This is a genomic window from Vibrio sp. M260112, assembly GCF_036533775.1.
Lineage (GTDB): Bacteria > Pseudomonadota > Gammaproteobacteria > Enterobacterales > Vibrionaceae > Vibrio.
Window position 1 is genome coordinate 1 of the sequence record NZ_JATABH010000024.1, and the last position, 26,166, is coordinate 26,166.

The window sequence follows — 26,166 nt, forward strand, 5'->3', positions numbered from 1 at the left end:
CGTCAGCTTCGTATCATCTAAATACATGTACCTTGGAAGGGATCAATAACAAGATTAAGCTAATAAAAAGAATGGGCTATGGATACCGAGATACGGAATACTTCTTTATGAAGATAAAAGCGGCTTTCCCCGGAAAGCCGCGATGAACCATAAAAATGGCGCTGATAAGCAATGCTATAACCAAGTACATACTCAGAGATCTGTTGACCAAATATTCCTTTTACATTGGTCAATGGGCCTGTAAAACCGCTCAAATGTGGAAGCAACGCATCAACACCAGCATAGATAGATTGGATCCACTCCAGTTTTGGGAACTGATCAAGGCATTTTGCTGCCATTGGTGGAGAGGCGAGTAGGATCGTTGCCTCGTGGCGTTTTTGAGTAACTTCTAAGTCATCTAGCTGCGCGGATTCAAGCAGCTTGAGATAATAAGTGTCATCTTCAGTGAGAAGGTAAACTTTATGAGTGAAATTGTTCATCGCCTTGCTTTTTTCCCTGTTGGTTATCAAGTACACTTTCCGCTGTCTAATTCAGCAACTAGGTCAACAGACCCAAAGAGTCTCTATGCTACAGAATCCTCTTCAGCTTCGCCTTGAGAAGTTAGAACCATGGAAACAGATTACCTTTATGGTGAGCTTGTGTGAACGTATGTATCCAAACTTCGCAATGTTTTGTGAAAGCACCAAGTTTGCCGAAGCGCGAATTTATCGTGATATTTTGGATAGTATTTGGGAACAGTTAACCGTTAAAACCGCCAAAGTGAACTTTGAGCGCCAGCTAGAAAAGTTAGAAGAAATCATTCCTAGCTCAGAGGATTTCGACTTCTATGGTGTTTATCCAGCCATTGACGCATGTGTGGCTCTGTCCGATCTTCTTCACGGCTTGCTAGATAGAGACTACCTGTATGAAAACATGCATAAGGTTAGCCAACAATCTGTAATGACGGTTGCTCAACTAGAAGAAGCGCAAACGGGTGAAGAGATTACGAACGAAAACCAGAAAGAGAATGAAGCGGTTTGCGGTGAATGGGATGTGCAATGGGCAATCTTCCGTCCACTTCGTGAAGCAGAAGAGCGTGATATTGAGTTGATTAAAGACTTACGTTTTGAACTGCGTGATGAAGGTGTCAGTAATATCGGTATTGAGATCTAGAAAGCCGCGACTATCCAGCTTCTAGCTATGAGTAAACAGGAAAAAGAGAAGGGTTGACATAAAACGTCACCCCTCTTTCTTTTCGCCACTCGCAACTCGCCACTCGCCACTCGCTACTCGCCACTCGCTACTCGCCACTCGCTACTCGCCACTCGCTACTCGCCACTCGCTACTCGCCACTCGCTACTCGCCACTCGCTACTCGCTACTCGCTACTCGCCTTTTCGTCATCATCGCGACTTTCGATAACGCCGTGGGTTTTCTTCCACTTCTCCCAGCGTTCAAAGGCCAGCTCCTGCATATCCGTTGCACGGTCAGCTTCGTCAACAATCTCTTCACCAACTAAGTGCTCGAAAACGTCTTCAAGGGTTAAGATCCCTTGAATCGTACCGTATTCATCGACCACCATGGCCAGTTGCAGGCGCTTTGCCATCATTTGTTCAAAGGCTTTTGGTAGCTTAATGGTGTTGAGCAGAACATGTACTGGGCGCATTACCGCACCGAGTTGTTTTTCTCCACTACCAGCGTGTTGCAGTTTGAACAGTTCGAGGCGGTGCACAAAACCAATAATATTGTCCGTAGACTGGCTGTAGACCAGAGGACGAGAAAACGGTGAATCTTTATGACGGTCAAGAAACTCATTGATTGTCATTTCTGCATCAACGCGAAAAACCACTGGGCGAGGGGTCATGACCTGTGTGACAAGTACATCTTGAATACCCAGAAGGTTGTTGAGCATCTTTGACTCACCTTCCGCAAACTCTCCGCTCTCGCGAGCAAGAATCGCCATCGCTGACAACTCATCACGCATTTTTGGTGCTTGATGCCCTCGAGATAGGCGTTTGGTTATCTGCTCTGAGAACCACACAAACGGTGTTAGCGACCATACCATCCAGCGCAGTGTCGTCGCGGCAGCTGGTGCTAATTGACGCCAGTACGTCGCACCAATGGTTTTCGGGACGATCTCAGAAAAAACAAGTATGCCGAGCGTAAGAACACCAGAGAAAACGCCTAGCCATTGACTCCCAAAGACGACGGCTGCTTGAGCACCTGCGGTTGCTGCGCCGATGGTGTGGGCAATCGTATTGAGCGTCAGGATCGACGCTAGTGGTCGGTCGATATCTGTTTTTAATTTAGCCAATGAGGTGGCAGCAGGGTGGCCTTGCTGACGCAATTGGGCGATATAACTTGGTGAGATACTCAGAAGAACCGCTTCTAAAACGGAGCAGATAAACGATACGCCAATCGCAACAGAGACGTATATTGTTAGCAGAAACATAAATGTCCTATGTGGTTTTATACACTCATCAAATTTTGCATGAAAAGGGTCAATTTTCATGCCTGCGCATTATCGATGTGAGCATTTTCTATTCGCTTTAAGTCCCGAAATATCAGGCTTTACGGGCTATTGCATGCTTATAAATAAGGCTAAAGATGGTTAAAAACAAGTATTAAGTTTCTCTGTCACAGTAACAAATTGTGAGTTAATGCTCAGATTATGGTTAAAAGTACGTCATGAGAGCTAAAGATCGCTTACAAACCTTTGCCAGATAGGGCATTTATGATTTAGAGTGAGTGGAATTCGATAACCTATGAGAAGGGAAACCTAATGAACAAGACCCAATTAATCGACTTTATCGCAGAGAAAGCAGATCTATCTAAAGCACAAGCTAAAGCTGCTCTTGAAGCAACTATTGAAGGTGTGACTGGTGCACTGAAAGAGGGTGACCAAGTTCAACTAATTGGTTTTGGTACATTTAAAGTTAACCACCGTGCTGCACGTACTGGCCGTAACCCTAAAACAGGTGCTGAGATCCAAATCGCAGCGGCAAATGTACCGGCATTCGTAGCAGGTAAAGCACTGAAAGATTCAGTGAAATAATTAAGTACCGATTTCAGAGTCAATCGCTCTAGATTGTATATAATGCGTCAAGGTAGTCCCTATCTTGGCGTATATTTGTTTTATGAAGATGAAAAAATTACTAGCCCCTTCACTAATCGCTTCTTTACTTATCGGTTGCTCTTCTAGCGTACCGACACCAAACCTTGACCAATATTCTGATTATACTGGTGGCCAGACTATTGGTGATGCGACTAGCTTATATTGGTATACCGAAAAGTTGAGCTTCCCATTTACTGCGGCTGATTATGTCAGTGCGGGCGACTACGGTTGGTATCAGACAGACTATCGCTGGGATGAAGGCCAACTTCGAGAATTGATTCGTGAGGGAGAGCAATTAAAAGACAATAAAGCGCTAGTGCCATATCGTATTCATGTACGTTTCAATAAAGATGGTGAGGCGGTTTATCAACAATATCGGCTTGATGGACGTGTACTGCCGCTCAAATCTGAGAAATTAGCTTGGTTGAAACAAGAAGCGCTGAACATTTCCAATGTCACTAAAGAGCAGAGTCGAGACGGTTTAGCTCTTATTCAAGGCTATTGGGATGGTTCGACGTTTGATACTTGCTCAGGAAAGAGTTACTCAGAAGTTGAGTTTAACGAAACTTTGCCGAGTTTTGTCGTCAACCGCCTATCCACGATTGACAGCTACGCGGCATTCCTTGGCACTACTCGTGGCAATCGAATCGTTGCTAGTGAATTGCTGATGCTTGCAGATGATAGTCATGACTGCATCGAACGGCCGAGTCTGATTGAAGAGTAACTGTTAGCCAGCGACACTAGCCATCGGTGATGACCAGAATAAACAAAAGGCTTGGTATTGATGACCAAGCCTTTAACGTTTTTGAAGCTAGAAGCTAGAAGCTAGAAGCTATTTCCCTTGCTCGCGTTCAATCGCTCTGTAGCCGATGTCATTACGATGGAACATTCCGTTCCAACTAACTTGTTTAGCGAGTACGTAAGCGCGTTCCTGAGCCTCTGAGACACTATTTCCAAGCGCCGTCGCGCATAGAACACGGCCACCGTTAGTGACCACATCGCCATCAGTATTGTTGGTTGTGCCAGCGTGGAAGATTTTCTCTCCTTCCTGCTCATTCGCTGGGAGAGAAATGACATCACCTTTCGCATAATCACCCGGGTAGCCACCTGCCGCCAGCACCACACCGATAGAAGCGCGAGGATCCCACTTAGACTCGGCTTCATCTAGCTTTTCGTTGATTGCCATCAAGCAAAGCTCAACAAGATCGGACTCCATACGCATCATTATTGGTTGCGTTTCTGGATCACCGAATCGACAGTTGTATTCGATCACTTTTGGCGTGCCTTCTTTGTCGATCATTAGACCAGCGTAAAGGAAACCTGTGTACGGTGCACCTTCAGCATCCATCCCACGAACGGTTGGGTAGATAACCTCTTCCAAGATTCGCTCATGAATTTCAGGAGTAACCACGGGCGCAGGAGAGTAAGCACCCATACCACCGGTATTCGGGCCTGTGTCTTTGTCACCGACACGCTTGTGGTCTTGGCTGGTGGCCATTGGCAGTACGCTTTTGCCATCGACCATAACGATAAAGCTAGCTTCTTCACCGTCGAGAAACTCTTCAATGACAACACGACTACCTGCTTCACCAAACGCGTTACCCGCCAACATGTCTTTAATCGCTTCTTCCGCTTCTTCTAGCGTCATTGCAACAATAACGCCTTTACCAGCGGCTAGGCCGTCAGCTTTCACGACGATAGGTGCGCCTTGCTCACGAGCATAAGCAAGTGCTGGTTCAATTTCAGTGAAGTTTGCGTAAGCAGCCGTTGGAATATTGTGGCGTGCTAAGAAGTCTTTGGTGAAAGCTTTAGAACCTTCCAGCTGAGCAGCGGCTTGCGTAGGGCCAAAGATAGGCAGACCTGCTTCACGGAAAGCGTCAACCACACCGATTACTAATGGAGCTTCAGGGCCGACTATAGTCAGCTCAATCTGTTTTTCTTTCGCAAAAGCGACCAGCTCAGAAATACTCTCAACGCCGATGTTGACGTTCTCAAGTTTAGGCTCAAGTGCTGTACCTGCGTTACCTGGTGCAATAAAAACAGTTTCTACATTTGGGTTTTGTGCCGCTTTCCAGCCAAGAGCATGTTCACGACCACCAGAACCAATAATCAATACGTTCATTTTAAATCCTTCAATCAAATTGCTTAGCTTCGAATATCGAGTAGCGAGCTTCGAGTGATTGTTGTTAACCGTACTCGCTGCTCGCGACTCTGCGCGAAGCGCTCTAGCTTCTTTTTAGTGGCGGAAGTGACGCATACCCGTAAAGATCATCGCCATACCGTGCTCGTCTGCGGCTGCGATAACTTCGTCATCACGCATAGAGCCGCCTGGTTGAATTACGCACTTAATGCCCGCTTCTGCTGCTGCATCGATACCATCACGGAATGGGAAGAATGCATCTGAAGCCATTACACAGCCTTCGACTTGCAGACCTTCGTCAGCCGCTTTAATACCAGCGATTTTTGCTGAGTAAACTCGGCTCATTTGACCTGCGCCAACACCGATAGTCATGTCGCCTTTTGAATAAACAATCGCGTTTGATTTAACGTACTTCGCAACTTTCCAGCAGAATAGAGCGTCTTTTAGCTCTTCATCTGTCGGTTGGCGTTTAGACACGACTTTAAGGTCATCTAGGCTTACCATGCCTTGATCGCGGTCTTGAACCAGAAGGCCACCGTTAACACGTTTAACATCAAAACCTGTCGTCTTGGTTGACCATTCACCACACTCAAGTAGACGAACGTTTTTCTTCGCTGCAACCACTTCAATCGCTTCAGCGGATACAGACGGTGCGATAATCACTTCAACGAACTGGCGCTCAACGATAGCCGTTGCTGTTTCAGCATCAAGCTCTTTGTTGAATGCGATAATGCCGCCGAATGCAGACGTTGGGTCCGTTTTGTATGCACGATCGTATGCCTCTAGGATGTTGCTACCGAGTGCTACACCACATGGGTTAGCGTGCTTAACGATGACACAAGCTGGCTCGTCGAACTCTTTAACACACTCTAGTGCCGCATCAGTATCGGAAATGTTGTTGTAAGAAAGCGCCTTGCCTTGGATTTGGCGTGCAGTCGAAACGGATGCTTCTTCTGGGTTCGCTTCTACATAGAAAGCGGCATCCTGGTGGCTGTTCTCACCGTAGCGTATATCTTGCTTCTTGATGAACTGCTGGTTGAAAGTGCGAGGGAATTTGCTCTCTTCATCACCTTCTTTGCTTACGGTTTCAGGGGAAGCACCGTAAGATGGAACCATTGTGCCGAAGTAGTTAGCGATCATGCCGTCGTAAGCAGCCGTGTGCTCGAATGCGGCAATCGCTAGATCGAAGCGAGTTTCTAAGGTTAGAGAGTTATCGTTAGCATCCATTTCTGCGATAACACGCTCGTAATCGTGAGCATTAACCACGATCGTTACGTCTTTGTGGTTTTTAGCAGCAGAACGAACCATTGTTGGGCCACCGATGTCGATGTTTTCAACCGCGTCAGCTAAGGTACAACCTTCTTTAGTAACGGTTTCTGCGAACGGGTAGAGGTTAACGACTACGATGTCGATAGGGTTGATGCCGTGTTTTTCCATCACATCATCATCTTGACCTCGACGGCCAAGCACACCACCGTGAACTTTAGGGTGTAGAGTCTTAACACGACCGTCCATCATTTCTGGGAAACCAGTGTAGTCTGATACTTCTGTAACAGAGATCCCTTTCTCTGCTAGTAGGCGAGCTGTACCACCAGTGGATAGAATATCAACGCCACGGTTAGCAAGAGCTTGGGCAAACTCAACAATACCAGTTTTGTCTGATACGCTGATTAGAGCGCGGCGAATAGGACGAGCGTTAGTCATGCTTCCATTTCCTCAAAGTCACAGAGTTAATATATAAATAAAGATATTTGCCAAAAATGAACTTGTTCTTACGCTTTACTAGGTAAATAGCAGTAAAATATTGGCCAGTTTTGGTAAAGACCTTTCCAGCATTGGCTGGTGATAGACTAGTCTCTGAGTTTGATGGCGCACATTCTAACTAATTTATTACAAAAAAGCTCGCGCAATCGTTTGGCATCGCAAAATTAATTGCAAAAAGCTCGTCTTTTGACTTAAAAAGTAATGAAACAGTTAATAGGAAAAGTTATGTTTCAGATCGGTGAACTGGCAAAACGGTGTAATGTCACCGCAGATACTCTGCGATTTTATGAGAAAAACCAACTGATTAAGCCTGCTGGGCGAAGTGAGTCTGGCTACCGCTTATATAATCAACAAAACCAGAATCAGGTCAGCTTTATCCTAAAGGCGAAAGATCTGGGTTTGAGTCTTGATGAGATTCGTGAATTGTTAGAGATAAAGCTAGAAGCAACAGAACATAGTTGTGCCGAAGTGAAAGCGATTACGAGTGCAAAGCTGAACTTGATTGATGAGAAAATTGGTGAGTTACAACGGATACGCAGTGCGTTGAAAAAAATCAATGATGCCTGCTGTGGGCATGTTGATGATGATGCGAGTCATTGTTCGATTCTCGGTGCGTTAGCCAGTGAAGAAAAGTGATCCCACTCGGCGATACAAGGTGGCGTTAAGACGCGCGACGGATATTCGCTTTAAGCTCGGTTGTGCTTTTAATTTGAGGCAGGTTGTCGTAGTAGAGAGTAACCTGGTTGCGACCAGTCTGCTTTGAGTAATACATCGCCTTGTCTGCCTGAACCATCAACTCGCGAACGGATGAGACTTGAGCGTTGAGTTCCGCAATCCCAATACTCACAGTAGGCAAGATAATATGGCCATCAACATGGCAAGGTGTGGATTCTATGGATTCGCGAATTCGCTCTGCGATGTCATAAGCTTGAATCGCCTTCGTGTGGCCTAAAAGCACCCCAAATTCTTCTCCGCCTAAACGACCAATATAATCGCTACCGCGAATCATCTCACGGCAGATGTGTGCTACCTGAGTAATCACTTCATCGCCAGAAAGGTGACCAACTTGATCATTGATTTCTTTGAAGTGGTCAATATCAATCATTAAACAAGAGAGCCCTTGCTCTGAAGGGGAATGAAACTCTCGCTCTAAATGCAGCATAAAAGCACGGCGATTTAAGATTCCTGTGAGTTCATCGGTTTCAGCGAGCTTCTTTAACTCCAGTTCTTGTTGACGAGCGAGAGTGGTTTCTCGCTCCTGCCACATAATGTATTTGGAGCCGTTTGTCAGAGTGATGGGCTTGAGCGTGGCTTCGAACCATCGTTCTTCGACACCACGCCATGCATCCAGTTCTTCAATAGAAGACATAAGTAACTGACATGGAGTAACCGAGTAGCGAAGCTGAGTCGTTTGGTTGGATTTAAACGTTTGCGTTAAGCTCTGTTTCACGTTTTCAGCAATGTGTGGAGGTACCATCTCGCTGAATGTTAGGTCTAGATTATCCGTGCTGTAAGGGGGAATTTGAACCGCACCACCAAAACTCTCCAAGATGCGACCACACTCATCAAGGATCAGCAGTCGATCTGGCAGCTCTCGTAGCATCAGGCTTAGCCATTCTTCCCTTTGCATATCAGCCATGTAGCTTAGTCCGAACAAAAAACGTAATTTTGCATTATATCCGGAGTGTTGCACTAAGCAATCGTATTAGATCACAGAATGACGAATGTTTAATCAGTTCATATTGTTACGATCAATGAAAAAGCCGGGCTCACAATGTGAGCCCGGCTTTTAAATCAAGAAAGGTAATGAACGATTAGTTCATGCCGTATTTCTTCAGTTTCTTGCGAAGAGTACCGCGGTTGATACCCATCATAGTTGCTGCGCGAGTTTGGTTACCGCGAGTGTACTGCATGATGGTATCTAGTAGTGGCTGTTCAACTTCAGCTAGAACTAATTCGTATAGTTCTGTGACTTCTTGACCGTTTAATTGAGCCAAGTAGTTTTTAAGAGACGCTTTAACAGAGTCACGTAAAGGCTTCTGAGTGATCTGGTCTTGTGACGTTACTGTAGTTACTGTTAATGCTTCTGAAGTCAGATTTTGTTCGAACATATTCGGTCTAGCTCTTCTCTTAATTATGATGCAACGTTAACCCGTAATAACTGAAGCCTTAGCTCCAATTATTTAGGCCTTATCAAAATACTCTTCTAATGCTTCAAGCTGTAGCTCTGCTACATCGATAGCATTGAAGGTACGGCGAAACTCACTTGCCTGTTCATGCTCTTTTAGATACCAGCCAACGTGCTTACGCGCGATACGTGGACCTAAATACTCACCATAGAAACTATGTAGAGCATTGACATGACCAAGCAGGATGTCTTTCACTTCCGAAATCGGGAGATCAGGCATCGTAGTGCCGTTTTCCAAAAAGTGTTGGATTTCCTGAAAAATCCACGGACGACCTTGGGCTGGGCGTCCAATCATTAAAGCGTCTGCACCGGTGTACTCCAGTACATACTTAGCTTTCTCTGGGCTATCGATATCACCGTTAGCAATAACCGGAATAGAGATCGCCTGTTTTACCGCTTTAATGCTGTCATATTCGGCCTCACCTTTGTACATGCATGCTTTGGTACGCCCGTGAAGGGCTAAAGCTTGTATGCCGCAGTCTTCGGCTAATTTAGCGATTTGGACACAGTTTTTGTTGTCTGTATCCCAGCCCGTGCGGGTTTTCAATGTCACAGGGACATCGACTGAATTAACAACAGCTTTCAGAATATCTTCGATGATATCTGGGTACTGGAGTAATGCAGAGCCAGCGAGCTTTTTATTCACTTTTTTTGCTGGGCAGCCCATGTTGATATCGATGATCTGTGCACCGTTCTCAACACTAAACTGAGCAGCGTCGGCCATAAGCTGTGGGTCGGCTCCGGCAATTTGTACAGAGCGAATGCCCGATTCGCCTTCGTGTACCATGCGTTGCTTGGACTTAGACGTTTTCCAAAGTTTAGGATTTGAGGACATCATTTCACTGACGGCCATTCCCGCACCATAGCGGAGACACAACTCACGGAATGGTCTATCTGTCACGCCAGCCATTGGGGCAACGATGAGATTGTTCTTAAGTTGGTAGTTTCCGATTTTCAAAACGTCTTCACAGTTTAATGGTCAACAAACCTATAGCAGGGCGCGCATTTTACGCATTTTTTAGCGCCGTGAAAAGACTAATATTTGAGCATTTACAATTTGTTTTAGTAAAATGCCAAAAAATCAGTCAATTAGCTTGTAAAGTCTTGTCTAGCCTTGCTTTCGACCAGAGATGCGACACCATTCACTTTGCTCTTTGATAGGATCAATGTGAAGCTCATCACGGTAATAATTCGCAACATCTTCAGCTTGCGTATCCAGCACACCAGACATCGCAAGGTGACCATTTGGTTTCACTAATGACTTAATAATTGGTGACAGTTCACGTAGAGGAGCGGCCAAAATGTTCGCAACAACGACATCCGCGATCAGACCGTCAGGCTGATCTTGAGGCAGGAAGACTTCAAGTTGTTCAGCAACACCATTTCGCTCCGCGTTATCTTTTGATGCTTGCAGAGCTTGAGGATCAATGTCGATCCCGATAACTTTTTCTGCACCAAGCTTGATCGCAGCGATCGCAAGAATGCCAGAGCCACAACCAAAATCGATGACTGTTTTACCGCTTAAATCTAGCCCTTCAAGCCACTCGAGACAAAGAGCCGTCGTTGGGTGAGTCCCCGTACCAAATGCTAGGCCTGGATCGAGCAGTACATTGACTGCGTCTGGCTCTGGGATATCACGCCAGCTTGGACAGATCCATAAGCGCTCGCCAAACTTCATCGGGTGGAAGTTATCCATCCATTCGCGTTCCCAGTCTTTATCTTCGAGCTGTTCTACTTTGTAGGCAAAGCCTTCAGCAAGTAAATTGCTTAGCTTTATTTGCTCAATAATAAAGTTGCTGTCTGCTTCTGCGTCATACAGTGCGAGGATATCAGTATCACCCCAAAGGCGCGTTTCACCCGGAAGAGGCTCAAATACAGGCGTATCGTGAGCGTCTAAAAACGTGACAGACAGGGCTCCAGTCTCTTCCATTAGCATGTCACCGATTTGTTCGGCGTTTTCATTGGTCGCGTTGAGTTTAATTTGAATCCAAGGCATGGGTATGTGCTCTTAAAAGTAAAATTTGCGCAGAGTTTAGCAGATATCTGCTGAGATTATAGACGTAAACAAAAAATGCTCACCGAAGTGAGCATTTTTAAAATAGTTGCTAGTTGCTAGTTGCTAGTTGCTAGAGACAATGTATTCTCGTAGCTCGTAGCTCGTAGCTCGTAGCTCGTAGCTCGTAGCTCGTAGCTCGTAGCTCGTAGCTTACTGTAGCCCCAGCTTCTTCTCTAGGTAATGAATGTTGGCACCACCATGTTGGAAGTTTTCATCATTCATAATGCTTTCTTGAAGCGTGATGTTAGTTTTGATGCCTTCAACGATCATCTCGCCTAACGCGTTCTTCATGCGAGCGATGGCTACGTCGCGGTTCTCACCGAATGTGATCAGTTTACCGATCATTGAATCGTAATGAGGTGGTACCGTGTAGCCAGTGTAGATGTGTGATTCCCAACGAACACCCATACCGCCAGGAGCATGGAAGCGTTCGATCTTACCTGGTGAAGGTAGGAAGCGCACTGGGTCTTCTGCGTTGATACGACACTCAATGGCGTGGCCACGGATCTTGATATCATCCTGAGTGAACGACAGAGGTTGGCCCGCAGCAACACGAAGCTGCTCTTTGATTAGGTCAACGCCAGTGACCATTTCAGTTACTGGGTGCTCTACCTGAATACGAGTGTTCATTTCGATGAAGTAGAATTCGCCGTTTTCGTACAGGAACTCAAACGTACCCGCGCCGCGGTAACCGATTTCTAGACATGCACGTGTACAACGTTCACCGATGTATTTACGCATCTCTTCAGTGATACCTGGTGCTGGAGCTTCTTCCACAACCTTTTGGTGACGACGCTGCATCGAACAGTCACGTTCACCTAGGTGGATCGCACCGCCTTGACCATCAGCAATAACCTGAACTTCAACGTGACGAGGGTTCTCTAGGAATTTCTCCATGTAAACCATGTCATTGTTAAAGGCTGCTTTTGCTTCTGCGCGAGTCATAGCGATAGCTTCAACCAACTCGCCTTCTGAGCGTACGACACGCATACCACGACCACCGCCGCCACCAGAAGCTTTGATGATCACTGGGTAACCAATTCGCTTAGCGTGCGCTTTGTTTTTGGCTTGATCGTCGTCTAGTGGGCCGTCAGAACCTGGTACACAAGGTACACCAGCTTTCTTCATTGCAGTGATTGCAGAAACTTTATCACCCATGATACGAATGGTATCAGCCTTAGGGCCAACGAAGATAAAGCCGCTACGCTCAACTTGCTCAGCAAAATCCGCATTTTCTGACAAGAAGCCGTAACCTGGGTGGATAGCCACCGCGCCAGTGACTTCAGCCGCAGAGATGATGCGAGGGATGTTTAGGTAGCTGTCGATACCGCGAGCAGGACCGATACAAATCGATTCATCAGCAAGCAGTACGTGCTTTAGGTCACGGTCGGCTGTTGAGTGTACAGCAACCGTTTTAATACCTAGTTCTTTACATGCACGAAGGATTCGAAGAGCAATTTCTCCTCGGTTCGCGATGACTAATTTATCTAGCATAAGAGAGAGCCTCTATTATTCGATAACAACAAGTGGTTGGTCGAATTCAACTGGTTGGCCGTCTTCAACTAGGATAGCGGTAACAACACCAGACTTGTCAGCTTCGATTTGGTTCATCATCTTCATCGCTTCAACGATACAAAGAGTGTCGCCAGCTTTTACAGTTTGACCAACTTCTACAAATGACTTCGCATCTGGACTTGGAGAACGGTAGAACGTACCTACCATTGGAGAAAGAACTTGGTGACCCGCAGGTACCGCAGGTGCTGCTGCTTCAGTTGCTGCTGGCGCAGGAGCCGCCGCTGCAGGTGCAGCTGCCGCTACAGGAGCTGGCGCTGCTGCATAGTGAATCGGCGCAGGCATTGCAGTGCCGTTACGGCTGATGCGTACCGACTCTTCACCTTCAGAGATTTCTAGCTCAGCAATGCCAGACTCTTCTACTAACTCGATAAGCTTCTTGATTTTACGGATATCCATCTTTTCTTTCTCTTTTATCTTGTGAATAAGACAGCTCATATTGAGCTGCAGAGTGTTTATTTACTTTGATAGTAACTGAGTTACTTTGCCTGCAATTTATTAATAGCAGCAGACAGAGCGAATTCGTAACCTTGTGCGCCTAAGCCGCAAATGACACCTTCTGCCTTATCAGAAAGATAAGAGTGGTGACGGAATGGCTCACGTGCATGTACATTTGATAAATGCACTTCGATAAATGGGATAGCCACGCCGAGCAGTGCATCACGCAGCGCCACACTAGTGTGAGTGAAGGCGGCTGGGTTGATGATAATAAAGTCGACGTTATTGTATGCAGCATGAATGGCTTCAATTAGCTCATATTCACGGTTTGACTGGAGGTGTTGAAGTTCAACGCCGGCTTCGTGAGCTTGTTTGGTTAACGTATCGACAATCTGTGGTAGGCTTTGAGAGCCGTAATGAGCGGGCTCGCGTAGACCTAACAGGTTTAGATTTGGACCATTTAAGACAAGAATGCGTGATTTTGCTGTCATTATGCTGCCATCTTCCTACTTCATGATATGAACTGGAATATTCCCATATTATCGCTGATTCAGCATGCTTATTTTGTTAAAAACAACACTGGATCTTTGAAATAGACCCAGATTATAGCCAATTCAGCGCAAATCGCAGCAATTTACTGGTCTAATCTCCCACCTTGGACGTCGTTTTTTGTAACCGAGGTAACATTTTTAATTCGGTTGAGTCAGTGAAACGCTCGTTTTGACAGGCTTAGAAACAACAAAACCGCCACGATGTGACGGTTTTGTTGTATAGGGGAAGGGGGAGTTACGCGAGTTCTGCTTTTTCTGCAATGAGCTTCTCAACCACACTAGGATCGGCCAATGTTGACGTATCACCTAGGTTGCTGGTATCACCGGTTGCAATCTTACGCAGAATTCGGCGCATGATCTTACCTGAACGAGTCTTCGGCAGAGAGTCTGTCCAGTGCAGTACATCTGGAGTCGCGATTGGGCCAATCTCTTTACGTACCCAGTTTTTCACTTCAGCATGCAGTTCTGCGCTTGGGAATTCACCGTCATTTAGGGTGATGTAAGCGTAAATTGCCTGACCTTTGATATCGTGTGGGATACCAACAATTGCGGCTTCCGCAATCTTGTGGTGAGCAACAAGCGCTGATTCAATCTCAGCAGTACCCATACGGTGACCTGACACGTTTAGTACGTCATCAACACGACCTGTGATCCAGTAGTAACCGTCTTCATCACGACGAGCACCGTCACTAGTGAAGTACATACCTTTAAAGGTAGAGAAGTAAGTTTGTTCAAAGCGTTCGTGGTCGCCGTAAACGGTACGCATTTGACCTGGCCATGAATCAAGAATGACTAGGTTACCGTCAGTCGCGCCTTCGATGATGTTACCCATGTTATCGACTAGGGCAGGCTGCACACCAAAGAACGGACGGGTCGCTGAGCCAGGTTTTAGGTCTGTTGCCCCTGGTAGTGGAGCGATCAAGATACCGCCAGTTTCTGTTTGCCACCAAGTATCAACGATTGGTGAGTTCTCATTACCGATGGTTTTGTAGTACCACTCCCAAGCTTCAGGGTTAATAGGTTCTCCCACAGAGCCCATGATACGAAGGCTGCTACGAGACGTACCTTCTACCGCTTCGTTGCCTTTCGCCATTAACGCACGAATGGCTGTTGGCGCAGTGTACAGAATGTTGACTTGATGTTTATCAACCACTTGGCTCATTCGGTTGGTGTTAGGATAGTTTGGTACACCTTCGAACAGAATGGTTTTTGCCCCGTTTGCTAGCGGGCCGTAGATGAGGTAAGTGTGACCAGTGATCCAGCCTACATCCGCTGTACACCAGAAAGTTTCGCCTGGTTGGTAATCAAAGACGTATTTGAACGTCATTGCGGCATATACTAGGTAACCACCCGTTGTGTGTAGGACACCTTTTGGCTTACCTGTTGAGCCGGACGTGTAGAGGATAAAGAGTGGATCTTCTGCTTTCATCTCTTCAGGTGGGCAGTCAGACGAGACGCTTGCAGTTGCTTCATGCCACCAAACATCGCGATGCTCGTGCCAGTCAATGTCACCGCCCGTACGCTTCATAACGATGACTTTTTCGATGGTTTTCACCTCTGGGTTGGTGAGTGCTTCATCGACATTTTTCTTCAGTGGTACTGCGCGACCACCACGTACGCCTTCGTCAGCGGTGATGACGACTTTAGCATCAGAGTCGATAATACGGCCTGAAAGTGCTTCAGGAGAGAAACCACCAAATACCACAGTGTGTACGGCACCGATACGAGTACAAGCAAGCATGGCAACGGCCGCTTCAGTGACCATTGGCATGTAAAGACAGACAACATCACCTTTGCGTACGCCTTGTTCTTTAAGTGCATTTGCGAACTCACAGACTTCTTTGTGTAGTTCTTTGAACGTGAGTGTTTTGTCATCGTTTGGATCGTCGCCTTCCCAGATGATGGCAATATCATCGCCACGCTCAGCTAGGTGACGGTCAATACAGTTAGCGGATACGTTAAGCGTGCCATCTTCGAACCAACGAATGTCTACGTGGCCTGTGTCGAAAGAGGTATTTTTAACCTGAGTGAATGGCTTGATCCAGTCGACAATTTTGCCGTGCTCACTCCAGAAGCCAACAGGGTCTGTGACAGATTGCTGGTACATGGCTTGGTAAGTATCGTTATCCGCGTGTGTGTTTTTCTTGATGTTCTCTTTTACCGGATAAATATGGGCTTCACTCATTGCTTGTCTCCTTGTTGCTTAATTCAGTGTGAATCGAGCAATTGTCCGTTTAAAACGAGAAGGTCACCTGACCTCGACGTTGTAAAATCCTTATGCCTATAACTTTCAATCACAGGAGTAGATTCGACAATTAGACTTTAGGATGATAGGAAGAATTCTGCTTAAAAATTAGCGATCTATGTTTGAAATTGGGATTTAAATTGGCCTTTTTACTCGCTTCTGTAGGGGAGGCTAAGACTAGGCAGATCACCTTTTGTCAGGCGAACGAAGACCAAGGCAGCAGAAATGGCATCTTGAAGTGCGTCGTGCTTATCTTGGATTGGCAGATCTAAATGGCGGCAGATCGCGTCGAGACTGAGATCAAAATACGCGTTGGGTAAATGCTTTTCTAACTTGTCGTGATAAATCTGGCTGACTTCGATCAACGGATTTGGCAATGGAAATCCTAGCTGTTTAAGACAGGCTAAATCGAGTATTTTCTTATCGTAACGAATGTGATAGCCAACCAGAGGTCGATTGCCAATAAAATCTAACAGTTGAATAAGGGCTTGTTTTTCATCGATACCATCAGCGAGATCTTGGTGGCGTATCTTGTGGATTTTGACTGAGCCAGAATCAAGGGACTGAGGAGCACGCAGTCGCACCTCAAATGGTTTGCTGGTGATGATTCGGTTATCGATGATTGTGGTCGCGGCAATCGTTACTAGTTCTGCACGATTAGGATCCAAACTGGTTGTTTCACAATCGAGCGAAACATATTCGCCTTTTTTAACAGAGGCAAATAGCGGCTGATAAGGCGAGCCTTTAAGTTTGTAATACCAGTAACGGCGGACTATCCAGTTCATCGCAAAGCCTTAATCCCTGATTTGATAATGATAGCCTAAGAACTGCTTAAACTTTTTCACTACATGTAAGCTATGTCGCAGCAAGTCACGCTCGGTTCGGTCTATCTGACTGAGATCGATACGGTTGTGGTTATGTTGATTACTTAATTGCTGATTCAAGCGCAGTTTAAACAGTAGCTTGAGGGCTTCGCTAAGGTTGTCAGCAGTGTCAGGTTCTAGAATCCGCTTTTTGCGTAGGGCTTCGATGCGCTCAAAGGTGTTTTTCTCTTCAATACCGTACTCCAGTGACAAGGTGCGAATACCATGCACTATTGGGAAGATACCGCCACTTTTGACATCCACCCCTTGTTTGTCTTTCTTTACGTTGCCAAACAGAGTTAACGGAAGAGAAAACTGTAGAGCGGGACGAGAGAAGTCTTGCAACGCCAACATGTTATTGAACATGATTTTCTTCAAATGTGCCATGACGGGTTCTAGCAACGATTTGTTGCCTGCAACCGCGTGAGCGTCGGTGAAGATAGCAAGATCCATGACTTGCTCTGCGGAGTTGGGTTTTGACCACACGCCTATGGTGTTCTTCCATGCGGTTTGTGTTTTAACCCATTTTGGATTGTTAACCATCACTTTTCCTGGGCAGAGAGGGTAACCCAATTGCTGCAATGTGTGTGTTAGCTGTTCCATGACGGCTTCACACTGATGCCAGTGCACATCGTCTTTAATAATTAAGGCGTTGTCTTGGTCTGTTTTGAGGATTTGTTCTCCTCGCCCTTCTGAGCCTAAAACAACCAGACAACACTGGTCGTGAAGGGCGGGAGGAACAATCAGTTCAAAAGCTTTTTCGATGATTTGTTCATTAACCGCAGAGATCAACTCCATGATAAAGCGGGTGCGAATACCGTTATTAAGCAGACTTTCTACTAGGTGACGCTGACGATTAGAAGCCAGTGCGAGTTCTTCAATGCTTGAGCTGCGAGCAATACTTAAGGTCAGTACATGAGAGTGAGTGGAGAAAGCACTCAAAATCTGTGTCATGTCGAGCATGCCAACCGCTTCTTTACCATCGGAGACCATGACGCGCTTCATTCGATTGCGCGTCATTTTTATCATGGCGTTAAACAGAAAATCCCCATTCTCGACATGAATGACCGGAAAAGTTGCAATTTGACCAACTGGGGTGTCGAGTGGATGGCCATCAAGCATGACTGCGTGAAGCATGTTGGTTCGAGTGATGATGCCATAAGGCAGAGAATGTGGGTCATTCACTACGCGTTCGTCATCGTCATTGAGTCTGACGAGTGCAGAATCAATCCCGTTTTGTTTTAAAGTGAGTGTCACTTCATTGAGTGGTTGCTCTGGTGACAGTAGCATCGGTGGATGATAAATATCGCTATCCACTTTGGTCAGAATAAATTCAGCGAGATTTTGCTGCTGTTGGGCGGCTTCAATCAACTTTTGTCTACGAGCTAGGTTGTTATCGAAGTAAGCGGCAAATTGACCATTGGCGTTGTAAAGTTCTAGAAAAACCGTTTTTGGGAGCAGATAAGAAAGTGTGTCTTCGAGTGCCACATATCTGTGCTTGACAGTCTCTTCGAACAGCGCGCGAACATCAAACAAGTCATCATTGGCGTAGTGGGCAAAGATCTCTTTGTCGTCTTCTGAACGTTCCTCAACGGCGCCCTTGATGAGTATATGTAAATGCTGACTGGCGACACCAGGCTGGAGTAAGGTCTCTTTGGCGCGAAAGTAAGCTACATCGAGTGAGCTACGCAGTTTTTTTTGCTGCTCAGGGTCTAAACGGTCAAAGGGTGGGGATTGCATATTGAACTTATCTGGCATAGCGACTGACTCATGCGATCTCTACATCCGTTTAGTGTGCAGGATTTTGACAATTGTGCTAGACGACTTTGGTCGAACCCGTGGCATGGACATTTTCTAATATGACAATAGGGAAACTAAGTTGTGATAATTCTTCCCTTTTTATTCCGCCTTGAGCAAACGATAATACCTTGCCCCTTATTTGATGTATTTCGAGGTTTTGATGTTAACCCCTTCTCCTTATGGCTGGATCTCCCAGTATTTTGTTGGCTTCTTTTTTGCCTACGGCGTCTATCTGCCGTTTTGGGCATTATGGTTTGAAGAGCAGGGGATATCCGCAGCTGACATTGGTCTACTTGTCGGCATTGGTTTTGCGACTCGTTGCGTCGCTAATATGGTACTGACGCCTCGAATTCATAAAGTCGAACATTTAATTCCGGCACTCCGCTGGTTGACGGTGGCCTCGATTATTTTTGTCGCATTTCATTTCTTCACAGGGGGAAGCTTCTGGTTGATGGCGTTGGCCACGGTACTATTCAACCTTTGTTGTGGTCCTGTTGTTCCACTTTCTGATGCCATGGCAAACTACTATGCACGGCTTAAGATGCTCGACTACGGACGTACCCGTCTATGGGGTTCCCTTGCCTTTATCGCAGGGTCAACTGTGGTTGGCTACCTTGTTGCTCAGTACGGTTCAGATATGATTATCTATACCGCGTTGTCAGGTGTCATCGTCGCGCTAATCTTTTCGGCGCGTAGCATTAACCCAATGCCCGTGACGACCTCAGAAGATGACGCTGAACGTCCTAAACTGACTGAGTTGCTGCGTGAACTGCCTGTGATTAAATTTTTACTACTGGTGGCAATGATTCAGGGAAGTCATGCGGCGTATTACAGTTTTAGTTCAATTTATTGGAAAGGTGCGGGTTATTCTGAAGACATAATCGGTTACTTGTGGAGCTTAGGGGTGGCGGCTGAGGTGGCAGTATTTGCTCTAAGTAAACGTCTGTTCTCTGGCTGGAGTTTGCGCGCTTTATTTGTCGTAGCAGCACTAGGGGTAATCGTTCGTTGGGGTCTAACCGCGTCGACGACGGCATTGTTAGCGTTAGTTGCAATCCAGCTATTACACGGCGTGACTTTCGCGATGGCACATATTGCTGCCATTCAATATATTCAGCATTCAGAGCAGCGCAAAATGGTGGCACTGCAAGCCTTATATAATGCGATTCCGCTCGGTGCTTTTATTGCGCTAATGACGACCCTAAGTGGCTGGGGATATGAACACTGGGGTGCGAATATTTTCTGGGCAATGGCCGTGATGGGAGTGGTGGCTCTATTTATTAAGGTTGAGCCGCAAGGACACAGTGCCGATCAGATAATGAAAGCGGAGCCCAAAGCACAGAATTAAGCCTATTTGATTGAGTTCGTGTGCTTTAATGAGTTTAATGAAACCTCTTCAATATGAAGAGGTTTTTTGTTTCTGACCAGAACAAATACCATGGATGAATAAGATAAGGATATCTGATGCAAGGTTGGCTCGTGATCACCGTATCACTGTTGTATCTCGGTTTGCTGTTTTTCATTGCCTGGTACGGTGATAAACAACACTCTTGGTTAGCGAAGTGGCGACCTTGGGTCTACAGCTTATCCATTGCTGTGTACTGTACCTCTTGGACCTTTTATGGCACCGTTGGGCAGGCCAGCAGCAACCCATGGTCATTTCTTCCCATTTATCTAGCCCCAATACTGGTGTTTACTCTAGGCTGGCGTATTCTTGCTCGCCTTATCATTACGGCTAAACGGGAACATATTACGTCGATAGCTGACTTTATTGCGGCACGCTACGGCAAATCCCAAGGTTTGGCTGTGGTGGTTACTTTAATCGCGGTAGCAGGCATCCTACCTTACATAGCGCTCCAGTTGCGTGGTATTACCATGGGATTGGAGATCATCGCCCCAGATTTGCCAGCACAATTCGAAGGGTCAGGGTTCGATGTGTCTTGGTTTGTTGTCGTTGCATTGGCTATCTTTACCATGCTGTTTGGTACACGACATATCGATAATACCGAGCACCACCGTGGCATGATGATGGCGATTGCGTTCGAATCGATTATCAAGCTGGTGGCCTTCCTTGCGGTTGGCCTGTTTATCCTATTTTTGGCATTAAACCGAAGCGATGTGGAATTAGTCGATATCGCTCGACAAACCTATCAGTCGCCCAATATTCCAACTTTACTGATCCATACTCTGCTCACCATGTTGGCAATTGTTTGTCTGCCGCGTCAGTTCCATACCATGGTGGTAGAAAACGAACGTGCTCAAGACTTACATACTGCTCGTTGGTTGTTTCCCGTGTATCTGATTTTAATGGGGATGTTTGTTCTTCCTATTGCTTGGGTTGGTCAGGCGCTGCTGACGGACGCTAGTCCTGATACGTATGTGATTAGTTTGCCAATGGCCGTCGGTGCACAAGATGTGGCATTGTTGGCGTTCTTAGGTGGTACTTCCGCCGCGAGTGGTATGGTGATTGTCTCGACGATTGCATTGGCAATTATGGTCTCCAATGACTTAGTCATGCCGCTGTTGCTACGTAGAATGCGCTTGTCTCAGCGTAATCACAGGCATTTCTCCGGTTTACTGTTGGTTATTCGCCGTGGGCTAATCCTGTTGCTGCTGCTTGGTGCATGGGCTTTTTATCAGGCGTTGGGCAGCATCCACTCCTTGTCAGCGATCGGTTTTCTTTCTTTTGCGGCGATCACTCAATTCGCCCCAGCCCTGCTAGGTGGGATGTACTGGCGACAGGGCAATCGAAAGGGGGTTTATGTTGGCTTAGCGGTTGGCTTTACCCTCTGGTTGATCACTTTGATGAGTCAGACTGATATGTTGGCGGGCAGCGCGGAGAGTAATCTGTTGTTATGGCTGATTACACCACCTGATTTGCTGCAGCATTGGGATGTGACTAATTCTGATTGGGGCATATTGCTGAGTATCTCTCTCAATGCTCTTTGCTACGTTGTCGTTTCGCTGTTTACCCGCGCAAGTTTGAGTGAACGACTACAATCCGCTTCTTTCGTTGGTACTCCATTACCAGAAAGCGAGAACATGAGCCTTTATCAAAGTCGAGTGACCGTCGGCGAGTTAGAAATGCTCGCTTCTCGCTTTGTTGGTCGCCAGAGAGTGCGTAACGCCTTCCGACAATATTGGCACCAGCAACGAGAAACCATGCTGCCAAATCAGCAGGCTCCATCAACCTTAATCCGCCATACTGAGCGTGTTCTCGCTGGTGTGTTTGGTGCTTCTTCAGCAAAGTTAGTACTAACTTCAGCTCTGCAAGGACGCAACATGCAGTTAGAAGAAGTGGCTACCATCGTCGATGAAGCGTCAGAGCTGTATGACTTCAGCCGAGGTCTATTGCAAGGTGCGATTGAACACATAGGTCAGGGAATTGCGGTGGTCGATAAGCAGTTACGGCTGGTGGCGTGGAATCAGCGCTATCTTGAATTATTTACTTTTCCAGCCGGACTGATTCAGGTTGGTCGACCGATCGCCGATGTGATTCGCCACAACGCTCAACAAGGTCTATGTGGCCCAGGCGACCCTGAAGAACATGTTCGTCGGCGTGTGTTCCATTTAGAGCAAGGTACGCGGCATACCTCGTCGCGGGTTCGCCCTGATGGTCGAGTTATTGAAGTTCAGGGCAATCCAATGCCGGGTGGCGGCTTTGTTATGAGTTTTACTGATATTACGGTGTTCCGAGACGCAGAACAGGCACTAAAAGACGCCAATGAACGCTTAGAAGTGCGAGTGAGAGAGCGAACTCAAGAGCTAGAACAATTGAACAAAAAGCTGGTTGTGGCAACTCAGCGATCGGAACATGAATCTCAATCTAAATCTCGCTTCTTGGCAGCAGTAAGTCATGATTTGATGCAGCCGCTCAATGCGGCTCGTCTGTTTGCGTCCTCGCTATCAGAGGTTGCGAGTGAGCCAGAAACCAAGCAGTTGTCTGGTCATATAGAGAGCGCATTGGGGGCGGCCGAAGATCTGATTGGTGACCTGCTGGATATTTCTCGTCTTGAGTCGGGCAAACTTGATACTCACGTTCATGGTTTTGCCATCAATGACGTATTGTCCAATCTCAATGCCGAATTTAGTGCCTTAGCCAAGCAACAGGGCATTGAGTTTTCAATGATACCGAGCCGGATGCTGGTTCAGTCAGACCCTAAGCTACTGCGCCGAGTGGTGCAAAACTTTTTGACCAACGCATTTCGCTACAGCCCTAAAGGAAAGGTTGTGCTTGGCGTCAAGCGTGTTGGGGGGCAAGCGAGAATCGATGTTTGGGACAACGGCATGGGGATCGACGAAGACAAACAACAAGAGATCTTCGAGGAGTTCAACCGTGGTAGTCAGGTCCGTTCAGATCAAGGGCTTGGTCTTGGTTTAGCCATATCAAAAGGCATCGCTCATGTGTTGGGTCATCAAATCACCATGCGCTCATGGCCGGGCAAGGGAAGTGTTTTCTCTATTACGCTAGCACGCAGTGAAAAAGTCCAGCCTCCGGTTAAAGAGAGTGTTGCAACCACAGTCTCTGACCTTAGTCATTTGAAAGTTCTTTGTGTCGATAATGAACAAGATATCTTGGTTGGAATGGATAACTTGCTCGGACGTTGGGGCTGTGATGTTCGCACGGCTATCGATTTGGTGGGCTGCTTGCAGTCGATAGACGAGCACTGGGTACCAGACGTGATATTGTCAGATTACCGTCTTGATAATGGGCGCACGGGTCTAGAAGTTCTGCAGCAGTGTCGTTTACGTTTAGGTGATAGTTTTGTTGGAGTCATCATCAGCGCCGATCGTACCGAAGACATGTTGTATGGCATTAAATCGAACGGCTTTAGTTTTATTCCTAAGCCAGTCAAGCCTCTAAAATTGAGAGCGATGTTGAATCGGGTGTAGGGGTTTAGAGTGGGCTTCGCCCTGCGAGAATTTAGAACGCTGCGCTCCGATAATCGAGACCAGACTCCGTCCTTCGAGAGGTGCGCGTTATAGCTGCTGGGTAGGTATCTGAACCAGAGCTTTTTGTTGGGAACTTACGTCTAAAATACAGAAAAAAAGGTTGACGCCTTAACGTCAACCTTGCAAATTTTCTCGCTTCTCGCTTCTCGCTTCTCGCTTCTCGCTTCTCGCTTCTCGCTTCTCGCTTCTCGCTACTATTCTGTAAACAATGTCTCGTACTTCACAAACGCAGTCTGTGTCTCGCCATAGTAAAGCGTGCCATTGGACTGAATGGCCACACGTAACCAGCTCTCTTCAGATTCAGGTTTCGGCAGGGAAACCATCCATTGTTGTCCACTACTATCTGCGGATTGCATATCAACGGGCTGTCCGCTCTGCTCTTGGCCGTTAACCAGCGACAGTTTTACCCCTTCTAAAGGAAAAGCGGATTTTAGCGACAGTTCTAGCCCTTGTGCTGTGAGTTTTTCGGAGCGAAATTGCACTTTAAAATCGCCGTTGGTCATGTCGCATAAACCACTGGTATAACGACAGTTAGACTTAGCCGCCAGCTTATATGTTTCCCCTTCCACAGCGGCATGAGGTTTCTCACTCAACGCGATATCTGCGCCGAAATAGGCAATGATGGAAAGAATCGGGGCGATCAGTAAGGCGATGATTAAGTGCTTATTTTTGAACATCTTGGCTTCCTTGCTACAACAGACAGCGAATACGGTAACTGAAATTTGAGAAGAAAAAAGCCCCAGATGGGGCTTTTGTGGTTTGGATTAGATTTTAGTGGTCAACAGCGCCGCCAGCACCAGCTGGTACACGTACGTGTTCAACCAGATCTTTCACTTCTTGTGGAGTTTCTGCTGTTACTTTCGATACAGCGAATGCCACGATGAAGTTGAATAGAGCGCCAATTGCACCAAATGCATTTGGTTCAATGCCTAGGAACCAGTTGCTGCCCCAGCTCTCTAGATATTTCCACTCAGGGATGAATAGAATACCTTTGTGCTGGAACACATAGAACAGCGTGATACTGATACCCGCAATCATACCTGCGATTGCACCTTCTTTATTGATGTTCTTGCTGAAGATACCCATCATTAGTGCAGGGAAGATAGAGGATGCCGCTAGACCGAATGCCAGAGCTACCGTACCCGCTGCAAATCCTGGTGGATTGAGGCCTAGATAGCCTGCCACCGCAATTGCGACCGCCATAGAAATTCGGCTGGCGAGCAGTTCTTTCTTCTCCGATATGTTTGGATTGATGACACCCTTGATTAAGTCATGGGATATCGCGGACGAGATAGCCAACAATAGACCCGCTGCCGTTGATAGTGCGGCTGCAAGACCACCCGCTGCGACTAATGCAATTACCCAGTTTGGTAGTTTAGCGATCTCTGGGTTCGCCAGTACCATAATGTCATTATCAACTTTGAGTTCGTTGGTTGCTGCATTAGATGTGTACTGGATAGCGCCGTCACCGTTCTTATCATCAAAGCTCAGTAGACCTGTCTTCTCCCAGTTCTTAAACCAGTCAGGACGCTCATCGTAAGCAAGGTGTTGTCCAGGTGCTGGGTTTACTGTATCCATTAGGTTCAAACGAGCCATTGCAGATACTGCTGGAGCAGTAGTGTATAGAATCGCGATGAATACGAGTGCCCAACCTGCTGAAGTACGTGCGTCACGTACCTTAGGTACAGTGAAGAAACGGATGATTACGTGTGGTAAACCAGCAGTACCGATCATAAGTGACATTGTGTACACGAACATGTTTAACGTATCACCACGGACTTGGGTCGTGTATTCACTAAAGCCAAGCTCGGTCACGACCTGATCGAGCCTATCGAGTAGATAAACATCGGTACCTTGAAGCGTACTACCTAGACCAATCTGAGGTAGAGCGTGGCCTGTTAGTTGCAGAGAGATAAAGATTGCTGGAATGGTGTAAGCTAAAATGAGTACGCAATATTGAGCAATCTGCGTGTACGTAATCCCTTTCATACCACCCATTACGGCGTACATGAATACGATACACATACCAATCAGAAGACCTGTTGAATAGTCAACTTCTAGGAAACGACCAAACGCAACACCAACACCTTTCATCTGACCGATAACGTAAGTTACAGATGCGATGATAAGACATACAACCGCTACGATACGCGCTGCGTTTGAGTAGAAACGTTCACCTACGAACTCTGGTACAGTAAACTTGCCGAACTTACGTAGGTAAGGTGCAAGTAGAAGTGCTAGAAGTACGTAACCGCCTGTCCAACCCATTAGGAATACAGAACCGCCGTATCCCATAAAGGCGATAAGACCAGCCATAGAGATAAATGATGCAGCTGACATCCAGTCTGCTGCTGTTGCCATACCGTTGGCGATCGGGTTTACACCACCGCCAGCAACATAGAACTCTTTAGTTGATCCAGCACGTGCCCAAATCGCAATACCGATGTAAAGGATAAAGGTCGCACCAACAACGAGGTAAGTGATAGTTTTCAAATCCATCTGAGTT

22 protein-coding genes and 1 pseudogene are annotated in these 26,166 nt (G+C 46.6%); 7 read left to right on the forward strand and 16 right to left on the reverse strand.

The genetic code is table 11. From position 1 onward, the window contains the following. The coding region (locus QTN95_RS11720) for a transposase (RefSeq protein WP_331417622.1) at positions 1-146 on the forward strand (146 nt) is incomplete at its 5' end. A 6-nt stretch (positions 147-152) separates the two neighbouring features. Here QTN95_RS11720 and QTN95_RS11725 read toward each other — a convergent pair. Next, a pseudogene (locus QTN95_RS11725) lies at positions 153-479 on the reverse strand (D-2-hydroxyacid dehydrogenase); the annotation flags it as partial. Positions 480-564: 85 nt separating this feature from the next. Here QTN95_RS11725 and QTN95_RS11730 point away from each other — a divergent pair. Next, positions 565-1,152 carry a YjaG family protein gene (locus tag QTN95_RS11730; RefSeq protein WP_138972995.1) on the forward strand — a complete coding sequence of 196 codons (588 nt, stop codon included), beginning with the start codon at positions 565-567 and terminating at the stop codon, positions 1,150-1,152. Positions 1,153-1,356: 204 nt separating this feature from the next. On the opposite strand, the gene QTN95_RS11735 is transcribed toward QTN95_RS11730, so the two are convergent. Next, complete coding sequence (locus QTN95_RS11735; protein WP_331417598.1) at positions 1,357-2,430, reverse strand: hemolysin family protein; 1,074 nt, start codon at positions 2,428-2,430, stop codon at positions 1,357-1,359. A gap of 330 nt (positions 2,431-2,760) precedes the next feature. Here QTN95_RS11735 and hupA point away from each other — a divergent pair, with 330 nt between their 5' ends. Both hupA and QTN95_RS11745 read left to right on the forward strand, forming a co-directional pair. Then, complete coding sequence (hupA, locus tag QTN95_RS11740; protein ID WP_331417599.1) at positions 2,761-3,033, forward strand: nucleoid-associated protein HU-alpha; 273 nt, start codon at positions 2,761-2,763, stop codon at positions 3,031-3,033. A gap of 88 nt (positions 3,034-3,121) precedes the next feature. Then, positions 3,122-3,817, forward strand: a complete 696-nt coding sequence (locus QTN95_RS11745; RefSeq protein ID WP_331417600.1) for a DUF1481 domain-containing protein — start codon at positions 3,122-3,124, stop codon at positions 3,815-3,817. Positions 3,818-3,925: 108 nt separating this feature from the next. Here QTN95_RS11745 and purD read toward each other — a convergent pair whose 3' ends face one another. Together purD and purH are read right to left on the reverse strand one after the other, a co-directional pair. Next, positions 3,926-5,215 (reverse strand): phosphoribosylamine--glycine ligase, encoded by a 1,290-nt coding sequence (gene purD, locus QTN95_RS11750; RefSeq protein WP_331417601.1) that lies wholly within the window; start codon positions 5,213-5,215, stop codon positions 3,926-3,928. Between the two features lie 114 nt (positions 5,216-5,329). Beyond that, on the reverse strand, positions 5,330-6,937 hold the full coding sequence (gene purH / locus QTN95_RS11755; protein WP_331417602.1) for a bifunctional phosphoribosylaminoimidazolecarboxamide formyltransferase/IMP cyclohydrolase: 1,608 nt from the start codon (positions 6,935-6,937) through the stop codon (positions 5,330-5,332). A gap of 285 nt (positions 6,938-7,222) precedes the next feature. Here purH and zntR point away from each other — a divergent pair, with 285 nt between their 5' ends. Then, a complete protein-coding gene (zntR, locus tag QTN95_RS11760) occupies positions 7,223-7,633 on the forward strand; it encodes a Zn(2+)-responsive transcriptional regulator (RefSeq protein WP_138972999.1) in 411 nt (136 codons plus the stop codon). 25 nt (positions 7,634-7,658) lie between these two features. Here zntR and QTN95_RS11765 read toward each other — a convergent pair whose 3' ends face one another. The 10 genes from QTN95_RS11765 to QTN95_RS11810 all read right to left on the reverse strand — a co-directional run bounded on the left by QTN95_RS11765 (position 7,659) and on the right by QTN95_RS11810 (position 18,668). Further along, positions 7,659-8,636: a GGDEF domain-containing protein gene (locus QTN95_RS11765; protein WP_331417603.1), complete on the reverse strand. Its 978-nt coding sequence runs from the start codon at positions 8,634-8,636 to the stop codon at positions 7,659-7,661. Positions 8,637-8,811: 175 nt separating this feature from the next. Beyond that, entirely contained in the window at positions 8,812-9,108 is a 297-nt protein-coding gene (gene fis, locus QTN95_RS11770) for a DNA-binding transcriptional regulator Fis (RefSeq protein ID WP_000462885.1), read from the reverse strand. A gap of 72 nt (positions 9,109-9,180) precedes the next feature. Beyond that, complete coding sequence (dusB, locus tag QTN95_RS11775) at positions 9,181-10,143, reverse strand: tRNA dihydrouridine synthase DusB (protein ID WP_269377065.1); 963 nt, start codon at positions 10,141-10,143, stop codon at positions 9,181-9,183. Between the two features lie 150 nt (positions 10,144-10,293). Then, positions 10,294-11,181 (reverse strand): 50S ribosomal protein L11 methyltransferase, encoded by an 888-nt coding sequence (prmA, locus tag QTN95_RS11780; protein ID WP_138973009.1) that lies wholly within the window; start codon positions 11,179-11,181, stop codon positions 10,294-10,296. Positions 11,182-11,391: 210 nt separating this feature from the next. Continuing rightward, positions 11,392-12,735, reverse strand: a complete 1,344-nt coding sequence (accC, locus tag QTN95_RS11785) for an acetyl-CoA carboxylase biotin carboxylase subunit (RefSeq protein ID WP_331417604.1) — start codon at positions 12,733-12,735, stop codon at positions 11,392-11,394. Positions 12,736-12,750: 15 nt separating this feature from the next. Then, a complete protein-coding gene (gene accB, locus QTN95_RS11790; RefSeq protein ID WP_331417623.1) occupies positions 12,751-13,212 on the reverse strand; it encodes an acetyl-CoA carboxylase biotin carboxyl carrier protein in 462 nt (153 codons plus the stop codon). An 80-nt stretch (positions 13,213-13,292) separates the two neighbouring features. Beyond that, entirely contained in the window at positions 13,293-13,742 is a 450-nt protein-coding gene (gene aroQ, locus QTN95_RS11795; RefSeq protein ID WP_269377069.1) for a type II 3-dehydroquinate dehydratase, read from the reverse strand. A gap of 295 nt (positions 13,743-14,037) precedes the next feature. Continuing rightward, complete coding sequence (gene acs / locus QTN95_RS11800) at positions 14,038-15,987, reverse strand: acetate--CoA ligase (protein ID WP_331417605.1); 1,950 nt, start codon at positions 15,985-15,987, stop codon at positions 14,038-14,040. 209 nt (positions 15,988-16,196) lie between these two features. Further along, positions 16,197-16,832 carry a 3'-5' exonuclease gene (locus tag QTN95_RS11805; protein WP_331417606.1) on the reverse strand — a complete coding sequence of 212 codons (636 nt, stop codon included), beginning with the start codon at positions 16,830-16,832 and terminating at the stop codon, positions 16,197-16,199. A 9-nt stretch (positions 16,833-16,841) separates the two neighbouring features. Beyond that, positions 16,842-18,668, reverse strand: coding sequence for a DUF294 nucleotidyltransferase-like domain-containing protein (locus QTN95_RS11810; protein WP_331417607.1), 1,827 nt, complete (start codon positions 18,666-18,668; stop codon positions 16,842-16,844). Positions 18,669-18,870: 202 nt separating this feature from the next. Between QTN95_RS11810 and QTN95_RS11815 the strand changes: the two genes are divergently transcribed. Next, positions 18,871-20,055, forward strand: coding sequence for a 3-phenylpropionate MFS transporter (locus tag QTN95_RS11815; RefSeq protein WP_331417608.1), 1,185 nt, complete (start codon positions 18,871-18,873; stop codon positions 20,053-20,055). 116 nt (positions 20,056-20,171) lie between these two features. Further along, positions 20,172-23,600: a hybrid sensor histidine kinase/response regulator gene (locus tag QTN95_RS11820; RefSeq protein WP_331417609.1), complete on the forward strand. Its 3,429-nt coding sequence runs from the start codon at positions 20,172-20,174 to the stop codon at positions 23,598-23,600. 254 nt (positions 23,601-23,854) lie between these two features. Here the strand turns inward: QTN95_RS11820 and QTN95_RS11825 are convergent, their stop codons facing one another. Beyond that, positions 23,855-24,337, reverse strand: coding sequence for a hypothetical protein (locus QTN95_RS11825; RefSeq protein WP_138973018.1), 483 nt, complete (start codon positions 24,335-24,337; stop codon positions 23,855-23,857). A 94-nt stretch (positions 24,338-24,431) separates the two neighbouring features. Beyond that, a complete protein-coding gene (locus QTN95_RS11830) occupies positions 24,432-26,159 on the reverse strand; it encodes a sodium:solute symporter family protein (protein ID WP_331417610.1) in 1,728 nt (575 codons plus the stop codon). Positions 26,160-26,166 lie beyond the last annotated feature (7 nt).

What these genes read in the sequence shown, in the direction of transcription:
- aroQ (WP_269377069.1), bottom strand. Translation starts at nt 13,742, where the DNA reads ATGACAGCAAAATCACGCATTCTTGTCTTAAATGGTCCAAATCTAAAC.
- QTN95_RS11730 (WP_138972995.1), top strand. Translation starts at nt 565, where the DNA reads ATGCTACAGAATCCTCTTCAGCTTCGCCTTGAGAAGTTAGAACCATGG.
- QTN95_RS11735 (WP_331417598.1), bottom strand. Translation starts at nt 2,430, where the DNA reads ATGTTTCTGCTAACAATATACGTCTCTGTTGCGATTGGCGTATCGTTT.
- QTN95_RS11825 (WP_138973018.1), bottom strand. Translation starts at nt 24,337, where the DNA reads ATGTTCAAAAATAAGCACTTAATCATCGCCTTACTGATCGCCCCGATT.
- QTN95_RS11830 (WP_331417610.1), bottom strand. Translation starts at nt 26,159, where the DNA reads ATGGATTTGAAAACTATCACTTACCTCGTTGTTGGTGCGACCTTTATC.
- QTN95_RS11815 (WP_331417608.1), top strand. Translation starts at nt 18,871, where the DNA reads ATGTTAACCCCTTCTCCTTATGGCTGGATCTCCCAGTATTTTGTTGGC.
- zntR (WP_138972999.1), top strand. Translation starts at nt 7,223, where the DNA reads ATGTTTCAGATCGGTGAACTGGCAAAACGGTGTAATGTCACCGCAGAT.
- QTN95_RS11745 (WP_331417600.1), top strand. Translation starts at nt 3,122, where the DNA reads ATGAAAAAATTACTAGCCCCTTCACTAATCGCTTCTTTACTTATCGGT.
- fis (WP_000462885.1), bottom strand. Translation starts at nt 9,108, where the DNA reads ATGTTCGAACAAAATCTGACTTCAGAAGCATTAACAGTAACTACAGTA.
- QTN95_RS11820 (WP_331417609.1), top strand. Translation starts at nt 20,172, where the DNA reads ATGCAAGGTTGGCTCGTGATCACCGTATCACTGTTGTATCTCGGTTTG.
- hupA (WP_331417599.1), top strand. Translation starts at nt 2,761, where the DNA reads ATGAACAAGACCCAATTAATCGACTTTATCGCAGAGAAAGCAGATCTA.
- purD (WP_331417601.1), bottom strand. Translation starts at nt 5,215, where the DNA reads ATGAACGTATTGATTATTGGTTCTGGTGGTCGTGAACATGCTCTTGGC.
- acs (WP_331417605.1), bottom strand. Translation starts at nt 15,987, where the DNA reads ATGAGTGAAGCCCATATTTATCCGGTAAAAGAGAACATCAAGAAAAAC.
- purH (WP_331417602.1), bottom strand. Translation starts at nt 6,937, where the DNA reads ATGACTAACGCTCGTCCTATTCGCCGCGCTCTAATCAGCGTATCAGAC.
- QTN95_RS11805 (WP_331417606.1), bottom strand. Translation starts at nt 16,832, where the DNA reads ATGAACTGGATAGTCCGCCGTTACTGGTATTACAAACTTAAAGGCTCG.
- accB (WP_331417623.1), bottom strand. Translation starts at nt 13,212, where the DNA reads ATGGATATCCGTAAAATCAAGAAGCTTATCGAGTTAGTAGAAGAGTCT.
- QTN95_RS11765 (WP_331417603.1), bottom strand. Translation starts at nt 8,636, where the DNA reads ATGGCTGATATGCAAAGGGAAGAATGGCTAAGCCTGATGCTACGAGAG.
- prmA (WP_138973009.1), bottom strand. Translation starts at nt 11,181, where the DNA reads ATGCCTTGGATTCAAATTAAACTCAACGCGACCAATGAAAACGCCGAA.
- accC (WP_331417604.1), bottom strand. Translation starts at nt 12,735, where the DNA reads ATGCTAGATAAATTAGTCATCGCGAACCGAGGAGAAATTGCTCTTCGA.
- QTN95_RS11810 (WP_331417607.1), bottom strand. Translation starts at nt 18,668, where the DNA reads ATGCCAGATAAGTTCAATATGCAATCCCCACCCTTTGACCGTTTAGAC.